At 63.4% G+C, this 17,897-nt stretch carries 14 protein-coding genes and 1 pseudogene; 3 read left to right on the top strand and 12 right to left on the bottom strand.

The window, feature by feature from the left end; genetic code table 11:
• The first annotated feature begins 110 nt into the window (after positions 1-110).
• Entirely contained in the window at positions 111-2,771 is a 2,661-nt protein-coding gene (locus tag PQQ86_RS28345; RefSeq protein ID WP_408274512.1) for a mechanosensitive ion channel family protein, read from the top strand.
• On the opposite strand, the gene PQQ86_RS28340 is transcribed toward PQQ86_RS28345, so the two are convergent.
• From PQQ86_RS28340 to PQQ86_RS28330, 3 genes are read right to left on the bottom strand one after another with little or no spacing between them, the layout of a single operon-like run.
• The gene (locus tag PQQ86_RS28340; RefSeq protein WP_408274509.1) at positions 2,710-2,991 is read right to left on the bottom strand and encodes an alpha/beta fold hydrolase; all 282 of its coding nucleotides are present in this window, start codon (positions 2,989-2,991) and stop codon (positions 2,710-2,712) included. The genes PQQ86_RS28345 and PQQ86_RS28340 overlap by 62 nt on opposite strands.
• Before the next feature lie 19 nt (positions 2,992-3,010).
• Positions 3,011-5,287, bottom strand: coding sequence for an ATP-dependent DNA helicase (locus PQQ86_RS28335; protein ID WP_408274506.1), 2,277 nt, complete (start codon positions 5,285-5,287; stop codon positions 3,011-3,013).
• Positions 5,284-7,068: a VRR-NUC domain-containing protein gene (locus PQQ86_RS28330; RefSeq protein WP_408274503.1), complete on the bottom strand. Its 1,785-nt coding sequence runs from the start codon at positions 7,066-7,068 to the stop codon at positions 5,284-5,286. The genes PQQ86_RS28335 and PQQ86_RS28330 overlap by 4 nt, the downstream gene beginning before the upstream one ends.
• Before the next feature lie 274 nt (positions 7,069-7,342).
• Here PQQ86_RS28330 and PQQ86_RS28325 point away from each other — a divergent pair, with 274 nt between their 5' ends.
• Positions 7,343-7,915, top strand: coding sequence for a TetR/AcrR family transcriptional regulator (locus PQQ86_RS28325; protein WP_408274500.1), 573 nt, complete (start codon positions 7,343-7,345; stop codon positions 7,913-7,915).
• 19 nt (positions 7,916-7,934) lie between these two features.
• Here the strand turns inward: PQQ86_RS28325 and PQQ86_RS28320 are convergent, their stop codons facing one another.
• The 7 genes and pseudogenes from PQQ86_RS28320 to PQQ86_RS28290 form a co-directional block, all read right to left on the bottom strand.
• On the bottom strand, positions 7,935-8,531 hold the full coding sequence (locus tag PQQ86_RS28320) for a LutC/YkgG family protein (protein ID WP_408274497.1): 597 nt from the start codon (positions 8,529-8,531) through the stop codon (positions 7,935-7,937).
• Positions 8,518-9,909 carry a lactate utilization protein B gene (locus PQQ86_RS28315; protein ID WP_408274494.1) on the bottom strand — a complete coding sequence of 464 codons (1,392 nt, stop codon included), beginning with the start codon at positions 9,907-9,909 and terminating at the stop codon, positions 8,518-8,520. Before PQQ86_RS28315 ends, PQQ86_RS28320 begins: the two co-directional genes overlap by 14 nt.
• Positions 9,906-10,649 carry a (Fe-S)-binding protein gene (locus tag PQQ86_RS28310; RefSeq protein WP_408274492.1) on the bottom strand — a complete coding sequence of 248 codons (744 nt, stop codon included), beginning with the start codon at positions 10,647-10,649 and terminating at the stop codon, positions 9,906-9,908. The genes PQQ86_RS28315 and PQQ86_RS28310 overlap by 4 nt, the downstream gene beginning before the upstream one ends.
• A 306-nt stretch (positions 10,650-10,955) precedes the next feature.
• The gene (locus PQQ86_RS28305; protein WP_408274490.1) at positions 10,956-11,702 is read right to left on the bottom strand and encodes a FadR/GntR family transcriptional regulator; all 747 of its coding nucleotides are present in this window, start codon (positions 11,700-11,702) and stop codon (positions 10,956-10,958) included.
• Between the two features lie 235 nt (positions 11,703-11,937).
• Positions 11,938-12,273: pseudogene (locus PQQ86_RS28300) on the bottom strand (peptidase S10); the annotation flags it as partial.
• A gap of 406 nt (positions 12,274-12,679) precedes the next feature.
• A complete protein-coding gene (locus tag PQQ86_RS28295; RefSeq protein WP_408274487.1) occupies positions 12,680-13,867 on the bottom strand; it encodes a pyridoxal phosphate-dependent aminotransferase in 1,188 nt (395 codons plus the stop codon).
• 136 nt (positions 13,868-14,003) lie between these two features.
• Entirely contained in the window at positions 14,004-15,479 is a 1,476-nt protein-coding gene (locus tag PQQ86_RS28290; RefSeq protein WP_408274485.1) for an RNA polymerase factor sigma-54, read from the bottom strand.
• A 534-nt stretch (positions 15,480-16,013) separates the two neighbouring features.
• Here PQQ86_RS28290 and PQQ86_RS28285 point away from each other — a divergent pair.
• Positions 16,014-16,352: a BON domain-containing protein gene (locus PQQ86_RS28285; protein WP_408274483.1), complete on the top strand. Its 339-nt coding sequence runs from the start codon at positions 16,014-16,016 to the stop codon at positions 16,350-16,352.
• Positions 16,353-16,428: 76 nt separating this feature from the next.
• Here PQQ86_RS28285 and PQQ86_RS28280 read toward each other — a convergent pair whose 3' ends face one another.
• Together PQQ86_RS28280 and PQQ86_RS28275 are read right to left on the bottom strand one after the other, a co-directional pair.
• Positions 16,429-16,881, bottom strand: coding sequence for a PA2169 family four-helix-bundle protein (locus PQQ86_RS28280; protein WP_408274480.1), 453 nt, complete (start codon positions 16,879-16,881; stop codon positions 16,429-16,431).
• A gap of 340 nt (positions 16,882-17,221) precedes the next feature.
• On the bottom strand, positions 17,222-17,806 hold the full coding sequence (locus PQQ86_RS28275; protein WP_408274478.1) for a hypothetical protein: 585 nt from the start codon (positions 17,804-17,806) through the stop codon (positions 17,222-17,224).
• Between the last annotated feature and the right edge of the window lie 91 nt (positions 17,807-17,897).

The following is a 17,897-nucleotide window of genomic DNA, read 5'->3' as shown; positions in this document are numbered from 1 at the left end:
CGCGGATGGAACTTGTACGACTAAACGCGTGTCGGTCCAAGGTCACGCCGCCGAATCGACCCACGCGTCCCGGCACCGCCGTCCGCACCTGGTACCCCGCCTTACACCCTATGCGCAAAAAACTCCACGCCTGGCTTGTCATTTTTCTCCTCCTGAGCGTCTCGCCGGCCTTTGCCGTCGCAGCGCAACCCGCCACCGCGTCCGCGGCATCTGGCGCCGCGCCCACCCTGACGCCCGAGCAGGCCCGCCAGGCTCTCAGCGTCCTCAATGACCCCACCCGCCGCGCGCAAGTCAGCGACACGCTACAGGCGATCGCCGCAGCGGGCGCGCTCAGCGCTCCGCCTGCCTCGGCGGCCGCGGCTGCGTCGGCACCCGCCGCAGCTAGCGGCGCGACCGCGCTCGTCCCAGCTGCCTTCCAGTCCAATGGCCTCGCCTCGCAACTGGCGCGTCAGGGCGCGCATTGGGCCGTGCACCTCGGCAAGTCATTGCGCAGTTCAGTCGCAGCGCTGCTCGACGTCACTTCAGTGCGTGCCTGGTGGCATTGGCAATCGACCAACCCGCAAGCACGCGGCGTGCTCGGCCAGGTCGCATGGTCGCTGCTGGCCGCACTGCTGCCCGCGCTCGCGCTCGAATGGCTCGCGCGCCGCCTGTTGCGCCGCGCGTACGCGGCCCTCGCCGCGCGCCGCGAACGTGGCGATGAAGACGGTGCATCGCAAGCGGACCTGCCCGTCGACGTCCAGCCGCAACCGGCTGACGCGCCGGATGCCGCGCCGCCGCTGCCCGTTTCACCCACATCGCCCGATGCAACGGCACGGGCGGCGAAGCCCGGCGCGTCCGTCACGACGCCCACGCCCACCACCGGCAAAGCCACTGAGGCCAAAGGCGAGCAGAAGGCCGCTCATCACCTGACGCTGCTGCAGCGCCTGCCGCGCGCGCTCCTGACGATGGTGCTGCGCCTGTTGCCGCTGGCGGTGTTCATCGGCGCGGCGAGCGCGCTGATGTCGATCTTCACCGAAGACGGCACGCCGCAAGACCGCGCGCTCGATTCGTTGATCGACATCTACGTGCTGTGCCGCCTGATCGTGATAATCAGCGGCTTCTTCCTGCAGCCGAGCGCGCCCCGCCTGCGCCTGTTGCGCATGAGCGATGCGTGGGCCGCCTTCGTGCAGCGCTGGATCGTACGGATCGTCGCCGTGGTCGGCGCGGGTTCGGCAATCGCTGAGATCGCGCAGTCGCTCGGCCTGAGCGACGCGGCGCACCTCGCGCTGATGAAAGTGGTCGCGCTCGCCGGCCACATCATGATCTCGATTCTGATCCTGAAATGCAGGAAGCCGGTCGGCGAATTGATCCGCAGGCGCTTTGCAGCGAGCGAATCGCTGCAAATGTTCGGCAACGCGCTCGCCGATGCATGGGCCGGGTTCGCGGCGTTCGTGGTGATGGCGCTGTGGTTCATCTGGGCGCTCGACGTGCAGAACGGCTATCGCACCCTGCTGCATCTCGGCGGCATTACGCTGGCGATCCTGGTGGGCGCGCGGGTCGTCGCGATCGTGATTTTCGGCGCCATGGCGCGGCTATTCAATGTACAGGGCGACGCGGAGAAGTCGCTCGTGCAACAGCATGCCTACCGCTATTATCCGCTGCTGCGGCGGGTCGTCGCGTGGATCATCGGCATCGTCACCGCGCTCGCGCTGCTGCAGGTTTGGGGCGTCGACGTGGGCGAACTGTTCCGGACCGGCTCGATCGGCCATCGGCTGGCTTCGGCGCTGGTTACGATCGGTGTCGCCGCGGTGATCGCGCTGGTGGTGTGGGAAGGCGCCAACGTGGCGATCGAACGGCGGCTGGACCGCTGGACCACCAGCGGCGACCTCGTGCGCGCCGCACGTCTGCGTACCCTGCTGCCGATGCTGCGCAGCGCGCTCTTTTGCGTGATCGCGCTGGTGGTGGTGCTCACCGGCCTGAGCGAACTCGGTGTGAACATCGGGCCGCTGCTGGCCGGCGCGAGTATTTTCGGCGTGGCGCTCGGCTTCGGCTCGCAAAAGCTGGTGCAGGATTTCATCACCGGCATGTTCCTGCTGATGGAAAACGCCATGCAGGTCGGCGACTGGGTCACGCTCGCGAGCGTATCCGGTACGGTCGAATATCTGTCGATCCGCACCGTACGCTTGCGCGGCAGCGACGGTTCGCTGTACACCGTGCCGTTCAGTTCGGTCACGACGGTGAACAACACCAATCGCGGACTCGGCAATGCGGCGGTGAAAGTGAATATCGTGTTCGGCGAGGATGTCGATCTGGCGATCGCCACGCTGAAGGAAATCGGCGCCGCGCTGCGCGAAGACGAGAAGTTCAAGGACGGCATCCTGTCCGACTTCAGCTTCTGGGGCGTGGATGGCGTGGATGGTTCAGCGGTCACGCTGGCCGGCCAGATCCAATGCCGCGACACCGCGCGCTGGGGCGTGCAGCGCGAATTTAACCGGCGCATTCTCGACCAGTTCAGCGCGCGCGGCATCGAAATCGCGAACCCGCAGCGGCATCTGCTGACGTGGGACCCGGAGAGCGTACCGGCCAAAGTCGAATCGAACGGCGCACCGGATGACGGCCCCGACGCTGCAGGGAAAGACGAACCGCCTTCAACGGCGCCTGCCGACGCCTCGCTGAAAGCGGCGGCCGGCAAGGCCGACGCACCGGTTGAAGATCAACTGCCGGTCGACCCTAAACCGGCCGGTGGCCCAGGAACGCCAGCAAATCCTGGTTCAACTTCTCCGCATGAGTGAAGTACAGGCCGTGGCCGACGCCTTCGTAGACGTTGAGTGACGCGCCTTCGATCAGCGCCGCGGTCGGCCGCCCGGTCAGCTCGAGCGGCGCAGAGGCGTCCCGGTCGCCTTGCACAACGAGCGACGGCACCCGGACGCGGGCCAGCTCCGCGCGGAAATCGGTGATGGTCTGGACGCGGGCGAGTTCGAGCATGGCCTGATGCGAGGTTTGCAGCATCATGCGGACAGTGACGAGCCGCTTATTGCACCTGCCACCAGCGCGGCAACAAGCGCCGCACTTCCAGCCGCCGATACCGGTCATCGATCAGATGCACCACCCCCTGATCCTGCTCCGTGCGAATCACGCGGCCGGCGGCCTGCACGACCTTCTGCAGGCCCGGATACAGATACGTGTAGTCGTAGCCGTTGCCGAACTTCGCGTCCATCGTGCGGCGCATCTGCTCGTTGACGTCGTTCATCTGCGGCAGGCCGAGCGTCGCGATGAATGCGCCTATCAGCTGCTGCCCGACCAGATCGATACCCTCGGAGAATGCGCCCCCAAGCACCGCGAAGCCGACGCCCTGGTTCATGGTGCGAAAACGTGCGAGGAACGCATCGCGCGCCGCCTCGTCCATGCCCTGTTCCTGTGCCCATACCGGCAGTTCCGGATGACGCGAGCGCATCAACCCCATCACCTGCTGCAGATACTCGAAACTGCTCAGGAACCCGAGATAATTGCCCGGCTGCGCTGCGTACTGCTTTGCGATCAGATCGACGATCGGCACGAGCGAACGTTCGCGATCACGCCAGCGCGTGGATACGTTGCCGGCCACCCGCACCTGCAACTGCTCGGCGCGGAATGGCCCTTCAACGTCGAGCCAGTTCGTCTGCTCCGGCAGACCCAGGGTGTCGCGATAGAAATGATGCGGATTGAGCGTGCCTGAAAACATCACTGTGGTACGCGCGGCGGCGTAACGCCCGCCAAGGAAAGGTGCCGGGATCACGTTGCGCACGCACAGCGTGGTGCTGCTTTTGTCGCGCGGCGCGTAGCGATCCGTGGTGAGCGTGATGTCGAAAATCGAATGCTCGCCGAATTGCTCCGCCAGCGCGACGAAATGCATGGCATCGAAGAAAAATCGCAGCGAGGCTTCGTCGATGGAAAGCGGTGCTTCGGCGAGTTGATCCGTCACCGCGCCGATCAGATTCTGTGCTGCCGAAAGCAGTTTGCCCGGGACGTCGGCGTAGACCTGATAGGTGTCGGTCTGTGCGCGCTTGACCGCGTTCCACTCGCGCTGAAGCCGTTCAAGCGGCTTCTTCAACGTCGCAGGCGCGGTTTTGCGGGCGAGCCGGAACGCTGCCTGATCGAGCGTCGCGCTGTACATGCGCCGTGCCCGCTCGAGCAGGTTGTGCGCCTCGTCGACCAGCACGCCAACGCGCCATTGATTGATCTGCGTGAGCGCGTACAGCATCGCGCTGCTGTCGTAGTAGTAGTTGTAGTCGCCGACCACCACGTCGGACCAGCGCGCCAGTTCCTGCGCGAGATAGTACGGGCAGACGTCGTGCCCGAGCGCAGCGTCACGCACCGATGTCCGGTCGAGCCGCGGTCCGGCCAGCGCCGCGCTGCGGGCCGCGTCGAGCCGGTCGTAGAAGCCGCGCGCGAGCGGACAGGACTCGCCGTTGCAGGCCTTGTCGGGATGCTCGCAGGCCTTGTCGCGTGCGACCAGTTCCAGGGTTCTCAGCGGCAAGCGCGCAGAAGTCAGCGCGGCGCTTCGATGAAGCGTTTCGATTGCATCGAGGGCAAGCGCGCGGCCCGGCGTCTTCGCGGTCAGGAAGAACACACGGTCGATCTGATCCGATGCACATGCCTTGAGCAGCGGAAAAATCGTCGCCAGCGTTTTGCCGATGCCGGTCGGCGCCTGCGCCATCAAGGGCTTGCCGTCACGCGCAGCGCGATACACCGACACAGCCAGCTCGCGCTGACCACTGCGGAACTGGCCATGTGGAAACTGCAACGCACTGAGCGCGGCATTGCGCGCGGCGCGATGGGCCTCTTCCTGCACGGCCCAATCGAGAAAGCGCTCGCATTGCTCGACGAAGAAAATTTCCAGCTCACGCGCGGTGTGCGTTTCGGTCAGCAAGGTTTCCTTCTGATTGCCGACATCGAAGTACACCAGCGCGACCGTCAATCCGGCGAGCCCGCGGGTCTGGCACAACAGGTGACCGTACACCAGCGCCTGCGCCCAATGTAGCGTGCGGTGATTGGCCGGCACCCGTTCGAGCGCGCCACGATGGGTCTTGATCTCTTCCAGCCGGTTCGACACCGGGTCGTAACCGTCGGCGCGGCCACGCACGGTCAAACCGCGATGCGTGCCCGTCAGCGTGACCTCGGCTTCATAGCCGCTCGCGCGCCGCCCGGCGACCGTCACATGGCCGGCCATGCCTTCCAGCGACGTAGGCGCGGGCGTGAAGCGCAGATCCAGATCGCCGCGCCGCGCGGTGAATTCGCACATCGCCCGGACGGCGACCACGTAGGTCATGGGGTGATCTCCGTGACGGCTTCAGACGCGACGATCTCTTCATCGGCCCACCGCACGTCGAGCACGCGCACCGGCATGCCGTGCTGCGCGCAGTACGCGAGCCAGCGGATCTGGTTGTCCTGCAAGCGGTCGCCGGGGCCTTTCACTTCGATCAACTCATAACGGCGCTCGGCCGGCCAGAACCGAATCAGGTCCGGCAGGCCCGAGCGGTTGCCGCGGATGTCACGCAGCAAACGCTCGAACCATAGTTTCAGATGCGCGGCAGGCAGGCAATCGAGCGCCAACTCGACCAGTTCCGGCGTCAGCAAGCCCCAGAAGACGAACGGCGATTGCAGACCCGCCTTGCTATGCAGATGCCGCAGAATTGTCTCGCGATAGGCGCTGCCGTCGAGTTGCGCAAGACAGGCGGCGAATTGCGCGGCGCGGCGCGCGTGAAAATCTGGTGCATGCAGATCGGCCGGCCCGCGCTGGAACGGGTGAAAAAACGCCCCGGGCAGCGCCGCGAACACCGGCTCCCAGCACAGCAAGCCGAACAGCGAGTTGATCAGCGCGTTTTCGACGTAGTGAACCGGCGCGGCGTCGCAAGTCAAATGGTCGCGTGCGACGTATTCGACCGGGTGTGGCGCCTCTGGCCTCGGCAGAACCAGGGTGCTGCGCTCGACCGGGCGAGCGGCAGCCACACGCGCCACCCGCTCGCCACGCTTGCGCTGCAAACGCGGCAACATGCGCTCGACACGCTGCGCTTCCTCTTCGCTTTCAGGTTTGGCAGCGGCTTGCAAAGCGAGGGAGAAGGCTTCGTCGAATCGCTCGCTGCGTTCCAGCACACGCAAACGCCGATGGCGCGCGCCGGGCCACGCGCAACGCTCATAGACAGCGAGCGCGGCGGGCCAGTTCTGTTGACGCTCGCAATGCTGGCCGATACGAAACAGCAGTTTCGCGCGACGCGTTTCGAGCCAGGGATTCGAGGTTTCGATGGCGGTAATTGCGGCGACGAGTTCGTCGATTGCCTCTGACTCCAATTCACCCGAGGGCAGCCATTCGAGCGCTTCGCGGCAGGCATGCAACGCAAGATAGACGTCGACGTCCACACGCTGCTGGAAGGCGCGCGACGACGGCGCGAATGCAACCTTCTCGTACTGGAACACACCGAGATCGGCAAGTACGAACTCCGACCAGTCCTGCTGCAGATTGCCGAAGAACATGAGGCGCAGACGCTCGCAAACGGGTGCGATGGCGACGTGGAAGACGCGGTCGGTGGTTTGGCCGTGCCATGTGGACAACGGATGCGCGGTGGTGCCTCGTTCGTCGCCTTCGCCTTCGCCCTCACCCTCTCCTTCGCTTTCGCTTTCGTAAAACGGCCGCAGCGTTTCCAGCAGATCGGGTTTGCGCAAGCCTTTCGCGCCGGGAATCGACGCGATGGCTTCCGCAAAGATCAGCAGCAATTCGGGCCGCGTGGTGAGCGCGAACAGATCGTCGAGTGTCAGACCCGGTTCCGTGTCGACCCAACCGAGCACTGCCAAAGGCGCAACTGCCTGCAAAGGACAACCGATCTCGTCATAAGAAAGACGGCTGGCGCGGAACAGCGAGCCCTTGCGCATCAGCATGCGAACCAGCAACGCGCGCGAGGGCTGCGGCAAAGCGGCGAAATCGCGCAGGAAGCCGTGTTCGTGCGCGTCCAGCAGATCGTCGTAACGCTCGGCGAGCCACGCCAGCGCGCGCTCGAAATTCAGCAGGTAATAAGGGACATCAGAACGGAGGTCTGACGGAGCATCTGTCGCCACGGCGTTTTCACGAAACCTGTATGTTTATACAGTGATGATATCAAAATATAGCCACACGTTGATACCCGCTCGGTATGCGCATGGAGAATTCACTCACTAGTCCTCGCCGCCCGAAATCGCCTGGGCCCGGCCAATCCAGAAGACGCGTTCTGGTATATGTGGGCAGAATTGTCACGCATATGATATAGATCGTTCTACAAAGGCGGCAACGAAGCCAAGTTACGTCCGGTGTTAAGATTTTTTTGAAATAAGCCCTAGTGAGAGCGTGATCTGCATGCGTGCGAGCAAACGACAACTTGTCGTCGACAAAGCCACCCAATTGTTTTCGATGCACGGTTTCCAGGCCGTCGGCGTGGACTGGATCATCGACGACTCAGGCGTTGCGCGAATGACGCTATACCGCCACTTTTCAGGCAAGGACGAATTGATCCGGGAGGTGCTGCTGCAACGCTATGCACTGATCGTCGGCAGTATCGAAACCCGTCTGCAGACGCTTGAGATCCCGGAAGAACGGGTCAAGGCAATTTTCGACTGGTATGGCGATTGGTTCGCGACGCCAGAATTCGCGGGTTGTCTGTTTGAACGCGCACTGGCGGAGTTTGGCACTGAGTACCCCAAGATTTCAGGCGTGGCCATCCAATATCGGACAAAGATGACCACCTGGATAGCGGAGCTGCTGCAGGGTCTCATGCCGGCATCCGAGGCAAAACGCCTTGGGGATGTCTTCATGATGTTGCTCGACGGGGCAACCGTCAACGCACGCGCGGCGAATGATCCCGGGCCGGCTTCGCAGGCGTGGGCTGCCGCAGAGGTTCTGCTGCGATCGGCCAAAGCCAGGGCAGCGTGAGCGGGCGTCCGCTCACCCGCTAGATTCCTTGCGGTGCCGCCACCCACACCACCGTCAACGACCGCACCCCCTGTGCACCGCGAATCAGCACGCCTTCGATATCCGCGGTGGCCGAAGGGCCGGTGACCAGCGCCGCATAGCGCGCATCGCGGAAGTCGTCGCGACGGTACACGTCCTGCAAGCCGTCGAGTACTTGTGCCGGATCAAGCAGCACCACCAGATGCTGCACGATGTACCCCAGCGAGTTGACCACATACTCGCGCTCGCTGAACCACACCGAGCCGGTTTCGGCCACGCCGAAGCGCCCCCGCACCACGCCCACCTCGATATCCTGCAGCGAAGCCGGTTCGGTTTCGGCCGTGATCACGCGCGTGCCGGACACCTCGGGCGTTGCCGACGCCACCGACGCTGCATCGCCGAACCGCTCGCGGATCAGCGCAAGCACGTCACCCGCAGCCGACGCTTCGACACACGTGCCGCCCATCGCCTGCAATGCCGTCGTGAAGCGCGCCCGCAAGTCCCCGCCCGCCGAAGCGAACAACGGCACATCGGGCCGTGGACGCGCCGGCGGCTGCGCCTCACGCACCTTCGCCAGAAAAGCTTCACGCGTTGCCATCGCCACCCCCACGATTCTTCTTGTACCAGGCGTGGAAGGTCAGCTTCGGCGCCTCCGGCAACTCACGCTGCCGGCCCCAGATATTGAGCGGGTTGTACAACACGAAATTCGGCAGCCGCCGCAACGCGCCGCCCATCGACGACACCGTCGCCCGATAGAGCGTTGGACTCGCGAGCAAGCGTCCCGCCATCTTCAACACTTCCTGCTTCACGAACGGCACCTCGTGACGCTCGGCGATCACCGTGCGCCATTTGTAGATCTGCTCGTGAATATTGATCTTCACAGGACACACATTCGTGCAACTGCCGTTCAGCGTCGACGCGAACGGCAACGCGCTATAACGCTTCAGGTCGAAGGTCGGATTGATGATTGCGCCGATCGGCCCCGAATACGTGCCGCCATACGACAAGCCGCCGCTGCGCCGGTACACGGGGCAGGTATTCATACACGCGCCGCAGCGGATGCATTTGAGCGAATACCAGAAGTCCTCCATCGCCAGCCGCTCCGAGCGGCCATGATCGACGAGGATGAAATGCATCTCGGTGCCCGGACGCGGCGCACGAAAATGCGAGGTGTACTGCGTAATCGGCGAACCGAGCGCGCTGCGCGACAGCATGCGGATAAATACGCCGAGGTCCGACACTTTCGGAATCAGCTTCTCGATACCGATCGATGCGATATGCAACGGCGGCACATTCGCCGACAGGTCGGCATTGCCTTCGTTCGTACACACCACCACCGTGCCCGTCTCCGCCACCGCGAAATTGCAGCCCGTCATGCCGGCCGTTTTCTCGCGTACGAAGTACGGCCGCGTATTCATCCGCTGGCTTTCCGCGAGGTAATGAATATCGCTGTTTTGCGGATCAGTGCCGATGGTTCGACCGAACAGTTCGGCCACATCGGCGCGCAGTTTATGGACCGCGGGCACCACCATATGGCTCGGGTCCTGATGATCGAGCTGCTGGATGCGCTCACCCAGATCGGTCTCCATCACCGTGATGCCACGCGGTTCGAGATACTCGCGCATCTTGCATTCGTCGGTGAGCATCGACTTGCTTTTGACGAGTGTGGTCATGCCACGCTCGGACATGATCTGGTAGACCAGCGCATTGTGCTCTTCGGCCGTCGCGGCCCAATGCACCACGACGCCATTTGCTTCGGCCGCAGCGGCGAACTGTTCGAGGTAGTCGGACAGATGCGACAGCGTGTGTTCCTTGATGCCCGATGCCAGTTCGCGCAGCGTCTCCCACTCCGGGATGCCGTGCGCCTGCGCATCGCGCTTCTCACGCAAATCCCACAGACGCTTGTCGTGAAACGCGACGTGCTCCGTTTTCCTGATGAAAGCGCCCGCGGCTTTCGCGTGATCGATGCGGCTCATGCGCGTGCTCCATTCAGGACCTGCGCGATATGGATGAAGCGTGCGTCGGCTTTCATCCGTTCCGCACAGCCTTGCTGATGCATCAGGCACGACATGTCGCCCGACACAATGTACTCAGCGCCCGCGTTGAGATGATCGCGAACCTTGTCCTGCCCCATGCGCACCGACACCGGCTCCTCGGTCACCGAGAAGGCGCCGCCGAAACCGCAGCATTCATCGGGCCGCGACGGTTTGACGAATTCGATGCCTTTCACGCCTTCGAGCAAGGTGCGCGGCTTCGAAAATGGCGGCGCGGCAATCTCCGAAACCGACGCTTCCTTCAGATGCCGCAGCGCGCTGCAGCTGTTATGCAGGCCGACGCGATGCGGAAACTCGGCCCACGGAAACTCACGCGCGCCAACCACGTCATGCAGAAACTCGACGAGTTCGTACGCGTTGGCGCGAACCTTTCTGACTTCATCGGTCTGCTCGAGCGCCGTCAAATGCTCGCGCACGTGATGGATGCAACTCGCCGACGGTCCGACGATGTAGTCGTAGCCGGCAAAGTTGCGCGCAAACACACGCTCGGCACCGGCTGCCTCGGTGTGCGCGCCACTGTTGGCCATCGGCTGCCCGCAGCAGGTTTGCTCCTGCGGATAGTCGACCTCGATGCCGAAGCGCTCGAGCAATTCGAGCGTGGCGATCCCCACTTCGGGATAGAACGCGTCGATGAAGCACGGGATAAACAGGGCGACTTTCATAGGCTCTTTGAAATGAAAAGCGGCGGCCGCTGATTTACCTACTTTAGTGCGGAATCGTGGCGGCGCAGGCGTTTCCTGCCGACAGCGTGTTCGCGGTCGGTCAGTAAGACTGGTCTTGTTGGTCTGACCACGAAATATAAGGAAGTCGCCGGGCGGTGTCAACCGGGAGAAGGTTGGGAAGCAGGCTGCGCGGGCCTCAGCGCGGCTGTGGGCGAACGCGGCCCGCCGCCTGCGCGTGGGCAGCCGCAAGCGGTGGTCAGGAAATCAGCGAATCAGGAAGTTGGGGACGGATGGGAGACCAGCAACTCAGGAAATCACGCTCGGCGAAGGTTTCGCCGCGTCTTCCTTGTACATCTCGCGGACATAGGTCAGATGACGCTCGGCGGCCTTGCGCGCCTTTTGCGCGTCGCGGGCGATGACCGCGTCGTAGATGGCCTGATGCTGGCTCATCAACTGCTTTTCCATCGCGTCGTCGTAGTCGATCAGACGATGGTACTGCCGCATGCCCTCGCGAATCAGCGTATGAATGCCGTGCATCACATGCGCGAGCGCGATGTTATGCGTGGAGTCCGCGATGGCGAGATGAAACGCGGCATCCAGTTCCGCGAGGTTCACGCGGTCTTGCGACTGCGAACCGGCCTTCAAGGCTTCGAACGCCTCGGTGATCTTCTGCAGATCGGCTGCCGTGGCGCGCTCGGCGGCGTACACCGTCGAAATCGATTCGAGACCCTGGCGCAGTTCGAGAATATCGGCACTGGTGCGCGGATTTTGCAGCAGCAGTTCGGCGAGCGGCTTGGAGATGATCGGCGCGGTGACATCGACGACCGTGAAGCCGCCCCGCCCCGACGTTTCGATATACCCGTCCGCTTCCAGCCTGATCAGCGCTTCCCGCAACGACGGCCGAGACACCCCGAGCTGCGTGGCCAGATCGCGTTCGGCCGGCAAGCGGTCGCCGGGCATCAGCGCGCCGTCCGAGATCAGTTGCTTGATCTGGTCGGACACCACGTCGGAAAGTCGTTTGCGCGTGAAGGACTGGATCGGGAGAAATGGCATGGGCGGCGCTGGGCGAAGCCTGGTTGATGAAGTCTGGTTGGCGAAGCCGTGGACAACGGCATGGACGCACCTTCGAAGGAACGCGCCAAAGTGGCGGAATTATACCGTTCAACGACTTGCCGCGGACTTGCGCACCGGCCCCAGCCGCCTACCTGGGCCAAGGCGCTGCGCCAGTCGCTCCTGACGGTCCGACAGTCGCTCACCGCATCGTGTGCCAGCGCCACTGCTTGCATAGCTAGCCCGCCCTCGCCTTATAGAAGCTCGCCAGGTCCCGCTTGAGCGCATGCAACGCGGCATCGTCGAGATAGATCATGTGCCCGGTCGGGTAGTAGGCAATGCGCACGTTGGCGCGCAGCGGCGCATCGACGCCCAGATGCGCGAGCGCGTACCCGGTCGCATAGAACGGCGTGGCGAGGTCGAAATAGCCGTTCACCGACATCACGCGCAGGTGCGGATTCTGCCGCATCGCTTCGGCGAGATCGCCCGCCGCATACGGCACGGACAAGTGTTCGCCCCACCACTCACGGAGTTTTCAGTCCCATTGCGTCAACGCGTCGTCGTTGAAGACGCGATTGCCGGCAGTTGCAGCGGATGAGTTGTCCAGTTCGGCCGCCGCGCACATCTGACTGAACGTGGCAATCACGGCAAAAACCAGCGCCATCGCCACCAGTGCGGCCGCCATGGATCCTGCCATCAGTGATCGGCGCAACGAGAGGTAGAAGCGAATGGCCATGGGGTATCCGGCTGCGAGTCGATAGGCGTCGATGTTCCGATTGTCCAGCTTAAGACGAATCAGGCGACCGATTCTTGACGCAAGCATCGAAAATGGCCTCAAACGCGTGGCCCTCTCAAGCCGCATCGTTTCCTCGAGGAAAACGAAAGCAATACGAAATACTTAAGAAAGCCGCTCCGCTATCGCGACGCCATAAGGACCTCGCCTGGCGTTCACTATTCAGGCGGCTTTCTTTGTTCCCGGCCTACGCGTTCGTACGCACCCGCAATCCACCGACGAACGCAGCAATCCGCTCGCACGCGTCGATCAGGCTTGCCTCGTCGACCACGAAACCCAGCCGCACGAAGCCGTTCGCGGTCTCGCCGAAGGCGCTGGCGTCGAGCAGCGACACGCCTTGTGTGCGAAACAGTTGCCAGGTGAAATCTACCGTATCGAGACCCGTGCCGCTGACGTCGACCATCATGAACATGCCGGCTTCGGGCAACAGGCAACGCAAGCCCGGCACACGGTGCAGGCGCTCGAACACGACGTCGCGGCGGCGCCGGTAAATCTCGCGCATCTCGGCGACGATCGGCGCCTTGTTCTGCAGGGCCGTCAATGCAGCCTGCTGGATGAAACCTGGCAAGCCATACAGCATCGCCAGCGCGAGCCGCCCCATATGCTCGATCAGCGTGGCAGGCCCGATCGCCCAGCCCACACGCCAGCCCGCCATTGCATGCGATTTCGACAGACTGCCAAGCGTCACCGTGCGCTCCGCCATGCCCGGCAACGCGGCGATGCTCACGTGCTCACGCTCGAACGTGAGATCCGCATAGACCTCGTCGGAGAGCACCCACAGATCGTGCTCGCACGCGATTCGCGCGATGCGTTCGAGATCGGCACGCGGCATCACCACGCCGGTCGGATTGCAGGGCGTAGCAAAGAAAATGGCCTGGGTGCGCGGCGTGATGGCCGCTTCGAGCGCATCACAGTCGAGGTGAAAAGCCCGCTCCGGATCGACTGGCACCGGCACGAGCGTGGCGCCTGCGGCGCGCACGCAGGCCTCGTACGTGAGGTACATCGGCTCGGGGACGATCACTTCGTCGCCCGCTTCCAGCAGGCACAGCGAAGTCGCGAACACGCCGTTCTGCGCCCCCGCGGTCAGGATCACGTTGGCCGCGCTCACGGCGCAACCGGTGGTGCGCGCATGGTCTTCGGCAATCGCCGCGCGCACCGGCTCGCGCCCGGACACGGCGCTGTAATGCGTATCGCCACCACGCAACGCCTCGATCGCCCGCTCGACGATCGGAGCGGGCGTCGCAAAGTCGGGGTCGCCGACGCTCAGCACGATCACGTCTTCGCCATTGGCGAGCGCCTGTTGAGCGACACGATGGATTTCCCACGCCGACGTACGCCTGCCCTGCAAACGCTCAACCAGATTCGAATACTTCATGGAACTCACCCCGTTTCGACTTGAGCCGCCAATGTAATGGGGCGCGTGCGAAACGTCCAGATACGAAAAAGCGCCACGCAAGCACGGAGTCTCGCGTGGCGCTTCGCCAAAGCCATGGCCCCAAAGGGCAACGCGTTTAAATCTGGCGGCGCAATTCCGCCGGCGGCACTTTCATCAAATGACGATATTTCGCCACGGTACGCCGCGCCACCAGCACGCCCTGATCCGCGAGCATCCTGGCGAGTGTCACATCGGATAGCGGATCGTGCGTGTTCTCCGCGGCGATCATTTCCTTGAGCAGCGCGCGCACGGCCGCGGCCGAACAGGTGCCGCCGCTTTCCGTGCCGAGTTCGCGCGGGAAGAAGTGCTTGAACTCGAAAATACCACGCGGCGTGGCCATATATTTGTTGCCGGTCGCACGCGAGATGGTGGACTCGTGCAGGCCGAGCTCCTCGGCCACATCGCGCAGCACCATCGGCTTGAGCGCGATTTCACCGTACTGGAAGAAGGCTCGTTGATGCGCGACGATGCACTCGGCCACGCGTTGAATCGTATCGAAGCGTTGCTGCGCATTGCGGATCAGCCAGCGCGCTTCCTGCAATTGCTGCGCGAGCGGCGAGCGGCTTGCACCAGCCGACTGCGCGAACAGCTCGGCATACATGCGATGGATCCGGGCGCGCGGCTGCACTGCCGGGTTGATCGTCACCGCCCATTTGTTGCGCACCTGACGCACGATCACGTCCGGCACCACGTAGTTGTCTTCGGTACGGCCGTAATTGTTGCCCGGCTTCGGATCGAGCTTGCGCACCAGCACGCAGGCCACCCGCAGTTCCTCGGCACTGCAGCCGATCTGCTTTTGCAGTTCAGCCTGTTCGCGGCGCGCGAGACGTTCCAGATGATGGTCGACGATTTGCCGCGCTACATCGCGTCCCGGCGTGTCAGCGGGCAAGGCGTTGACTTGCAGCGACAGACACTCGGACAGCGAGCGGGCGCCGAGACCGGGACGATCGAGCGATTGCACGAGCCGCAGCGCCACCAGCAATTCTTCTTCGGTCAGTTCGGGTTCGAGATCGACGCTATCGGCGAGCTCGGAGAGTTCCTGACGCAGATAGCCGTCGTCGTCGAGCGCCTCGATGATGAAGCGGGCCACCGCGCGGTCACGGTCGTCGAGTCGATAGAGACGCAGCGAGTCGTGCAACTGCTCGCGCAAGCTCGGTTGGGATCGCGCCCATTCCGCAGGATCGCTACCGTCGGAGTCGCCGCTCTGGCGCGTCGAACTGCGGCTGCTGTAGTCGCCCGAAAAGTCGCCGGGTATGTCGTCCTGCCCTGCGCTTTCCATCGTGTCGCCAGCGCTGTTGTCAACCGGCGACGATTCGGGTTCGGCTGCGGCGACCGTGGCGGGCGTCGCGCCGGCGTCATCGCCAGGCGTTGCGGTGGCGAGCGCGACGTCTTCCGTGTCGGTCGAGTCGTACTCGAGGAACGGATTGGTGTCGAGCGCGGTGCGCAGCTCCTGCTGGAACTCCAGAGACGACAACTGCAACAGACGCACCGATTGCTGCAGACGCGGCGTGAGTGCGAGGGACTGCCTTGCGCGTAGTTCAATTGACGGCATTGTAGTGAGGTCCCGTTGGATAGCTGAGAAAAGGGTTATGGCCTCAATAGAGCAACTGTCATACCAGCTCGCCCAACACCCTGTTTTTTCTAAGTTTTGCGCTTTCAGGCCCGCCAATTGCGCGGGGGGCGCGCGCCCTTTTTACAAGGACCCGGCAATTTCCGGTCGCGGGCCTTACGGACCACGGCACAGCCCGCCGTACATGGCCAGCGCCCTATTCCTCAGCCTAAACGCATGTGCAGCAACGGCTTGTCCCGACATCGGGCATTGGTGCGGTGCACCGGGCACACAGCTTGCGGATCAACACGATGTGGACGGACGTGGGTCTTTGCACGCGAGTCGATCGCGAGGTAGCGCACAAGTAGGAACGCAGCCGCGCAAACGGAACGCATGCATAGACCGTCGTCCGGTGTCGATAACGGGCCCTGACGGAACCGTAGCGGCAACGACCCCACGCGAGTCATCAACGGTTTCGACCGCGATCGACCGCAGGCAACAAGACCGCATTTTTCATCAACACCCGAAGGAGAAACCATGAAGACCAGCCAACTTCTGAAGACCGCAGGTAGCATCGCTTGTGTCGCATTCGCATTGAACGCTACGGCGCAAACCAGCAGCTCGGCCCCGTCGGCAGCGTCCGAGACCATCGGCCAGCACGTCGACGACGGCACGATCACCACCAAGGCCAAGGCCGAACTGCTCAGCGCGAAGAACGTCAAATCGACCCACATCCACGTGAAGACGCGCAATGGGGTGGTGTGGCTCACGGGTTCGGTGCCGTCGGCCGACGACAAGGCCGCAGCAGAAGAAGTCGTGAAAGGCGTCGATGGCGTCTCGAGCGTGAAGAACCACCTGAAGGTCGCGGCGGAGTAACAGCAGCATCTTCGCTGCTGTCCCGCTTCAGAAAACCGGCGCTCGTAAGAGCGCCGGTTTTCTTTTCTACCTGCAATTACGGCCTGGCCGCAGCGTATTGATCGCGCAAATCACGCACGCGGTCATGGTTCTGCAGTACGCCCTGGTACTGACGCTCGACGATAGCCCGCACGTCCAGCGGCAAATCCTTTTCAAGCGCGTCGTGGTAACGCTTCTTCGCAACGTCTTCGCCCTTTTCGCATTCGGCGAGAATGGCGTGGTCACTGCGATCCGTCACGGCCGACTTCACGTCGACCCAGCCCCGATGCAGCGCACCACTCATGCTGCCGCCTGTTTCAGGCTTGCCGCCCAACGCTTGAACCGCATCCTGCAATTCACGCGCGCCGCGCGTGCAGTCTTCGGCACGCGATAAAAACAGCGTTTTCAGCTGCGCGTCATGCGCGTCTTCTGCTGCCTTCCGAAAGCCCTTCTCGCCATCCTTCGACGTTTCGACCAGATCGTTCAGCACGGAAACAACGTTCGTAGCCATTCAATACCTCCAGGGGTTTCGTTAATCGTGGAATCCGCCGCTACGCACCGCCATGTAGCCACGGGGTTCATCGGTCTATGCGCATGAGCCGTGCCCGGCGGGCCCGGTCGTCGATACCCTGTCCGATGGCGCTGGCGAGCATCGACACGCACTGGCAAACTTGCCGGCGCACGTAAATGTTGCGCGCCCAGGCGCACCCTCTCGACCTGAGAAAGCCACCCAGCGGACTTCTGGCGGATGGCTCGCGGGGAGTCCTGTTTGCAATGCAAAACGGCCCGACATACGTCGGGCCGTTTCGTCGTCCACCACGCCCCCACTCAAACGGAGGCGATCACCTCACTCAAGCATGCCTCTCGCTGAATTCGCTGAGCGGCTCGGGCGTTTTGAGCGGATCGAAGTCGGCCCAGCGCCCTTGCTGCCAGCGCCCACTCGCGCGTTCGATCGCGAGTCCTCCTGCGTCGCGCAATACGCGAGCAGCGTCGAACTGATTGTCGGGCGATACGTGGACGGCAACCAGCACGCCGGAATCGCGCATTTCCTGATGAAAGTGCAAATGGTGGCGGCCGGCCTCGTCGCCTTCGCGTGTGCGCGCCATCGCCCCGACGAGAGAGCCGACGTAAGCGCCGACGCCGGCCGCGATCAGCGAGACGACAATCGGCGCCGAAAACGCCGCAAATATCCCGACGCCGACCACCGCCCCCACGACCGCGCCGATGGTGACGCCCATTCCCGCGCCCTTCGGCGCGTCCCTCGCGCCCGCATCGGTGCCGGTATCGCCGCCGATCGGATAACGCGCGTGCTGGCCGCGCGGATTGACAAAAAACAGCGTGACGTCTTCTTCGACAAAACCTGCGTTGAAGAGCTTTTGCGCCGCGTCTTCAGCAGCGGGGAAAGTCGTAAACCGTGCTGCGACGATAAGTGACATAAGGCCTCCTTACATCGTTGAATCGCGTTTTGCGGACCCTGCCGCCGCGCGGCATCGCGCTGAAAAATACGCGCAGGCGGCAGGCATGCGC

Origin of the sequence: Paraburkholderia sediminicola, assembly GCF_046026675.1 — a bacterium.
GTDB classification, from domain to species: domain Bacteria; phylum Pseudomonadota; class Gammaproteobacteria; order Burkholderiales; family Burkholderiaceae; genus Paraburkholderia; species Paraburkholderia sediminicola_F.
Note: the sequence above shows the minus strand (reverse complement) of the source record. Positions and strands in the feature narration are given on the sequence as shown.

Coding starts and splice junctions, on each gene's coding strand:
- PQQ86_RS28345 (WP_408274512.1), top strand. CDS start 111: ATGCGCAAAAAACTCCACGCCTGGCTTGTCATTTTTCTCCTCCTGAGC.
- PQQ86_RS28340 (WP_408274509.1), bottom strand. CDS start 2,991: ATGATGCTGCAAACCTCGCATCAGGCCATGCTCGAACTCGCCCGCGTC.
- PQQ86_RS28335 (WP_408274506.1), bottom strand. CDS start 5,287: ATGACCTACGTGGTCGCCGTCCGGGCGATGTGCGAATTCACCGCGCGG.
- PQQ86_RS28325 (WP_408274500.1), top strand. CDS start 7,343: ATGCGTGCGAGCAAACGACAACTTGTCGTCGACAAAGCCACCCAATTG.
- PQQ86_RS28320 (WP_408274497.1), bottom strand. CDS start 8,531: ATGGCAACGCGTGAAGCTTTTCTGGCGAAGGTGCGTGAGGCGCAGCCG.
- PQQ86_RS28315 (WP_408274494.1), bottom strand. CDS start 9,909: ATGAGCCGCATCGATCACGCGAAAGCCGCGGGCGCTTTCATCAGGAAA.
- PQQ86_RS28310 (WP_408274492.1), bottom strand. CDS start 10,649: ATGAAAGTCGCCCTGTTTATCCCGTGCTTCATCGACGCGTTCTATCCC.
- PQQ86_RS28305 (WP_408274490.1), bottom strand. CDS start 11,702: ATGCCATTTCTCCCGATCCAGTCCTTCACGCGCAAACGACTTTCCGAC.
- PQQ86_RS28295 (WP_408274487.1), bottom strand. CDS start 13,867: ATGAAGTATTCGAATCTGGTTGAGCGTTTGCAGGGCAGGCGTACGTCG.
- PQQ86_RS28290 (WP_408274485.1), bottom strand. CDS start 15,479: ATGCCGTCAATTGAACTACGCGCAAGGCAGTCCCTCGCACTCACGCCG.
- PQQ86_RS28285 (WP_408274483.1), top strand. CDS start 16,014: ATGAAGACCAGCCAACTTCTGAAGACCGCAGGTAGCATCGCTTGTGTC.
- PQQ86_RS28280 (WP_408274480.1), bottom strand. CDS start 16,881: ATGGCTACGAACGTTGTTTCCGTGCTGAACGATCTGGTCGAAACGTCG.
- PQQ86_RS28275 (WP_408274478.1), bottom strand. CDS start 17,806: ATGTCACTTATCGTCGCAGCACGGTTTACGACTTTCCCCGCTGCTGAA.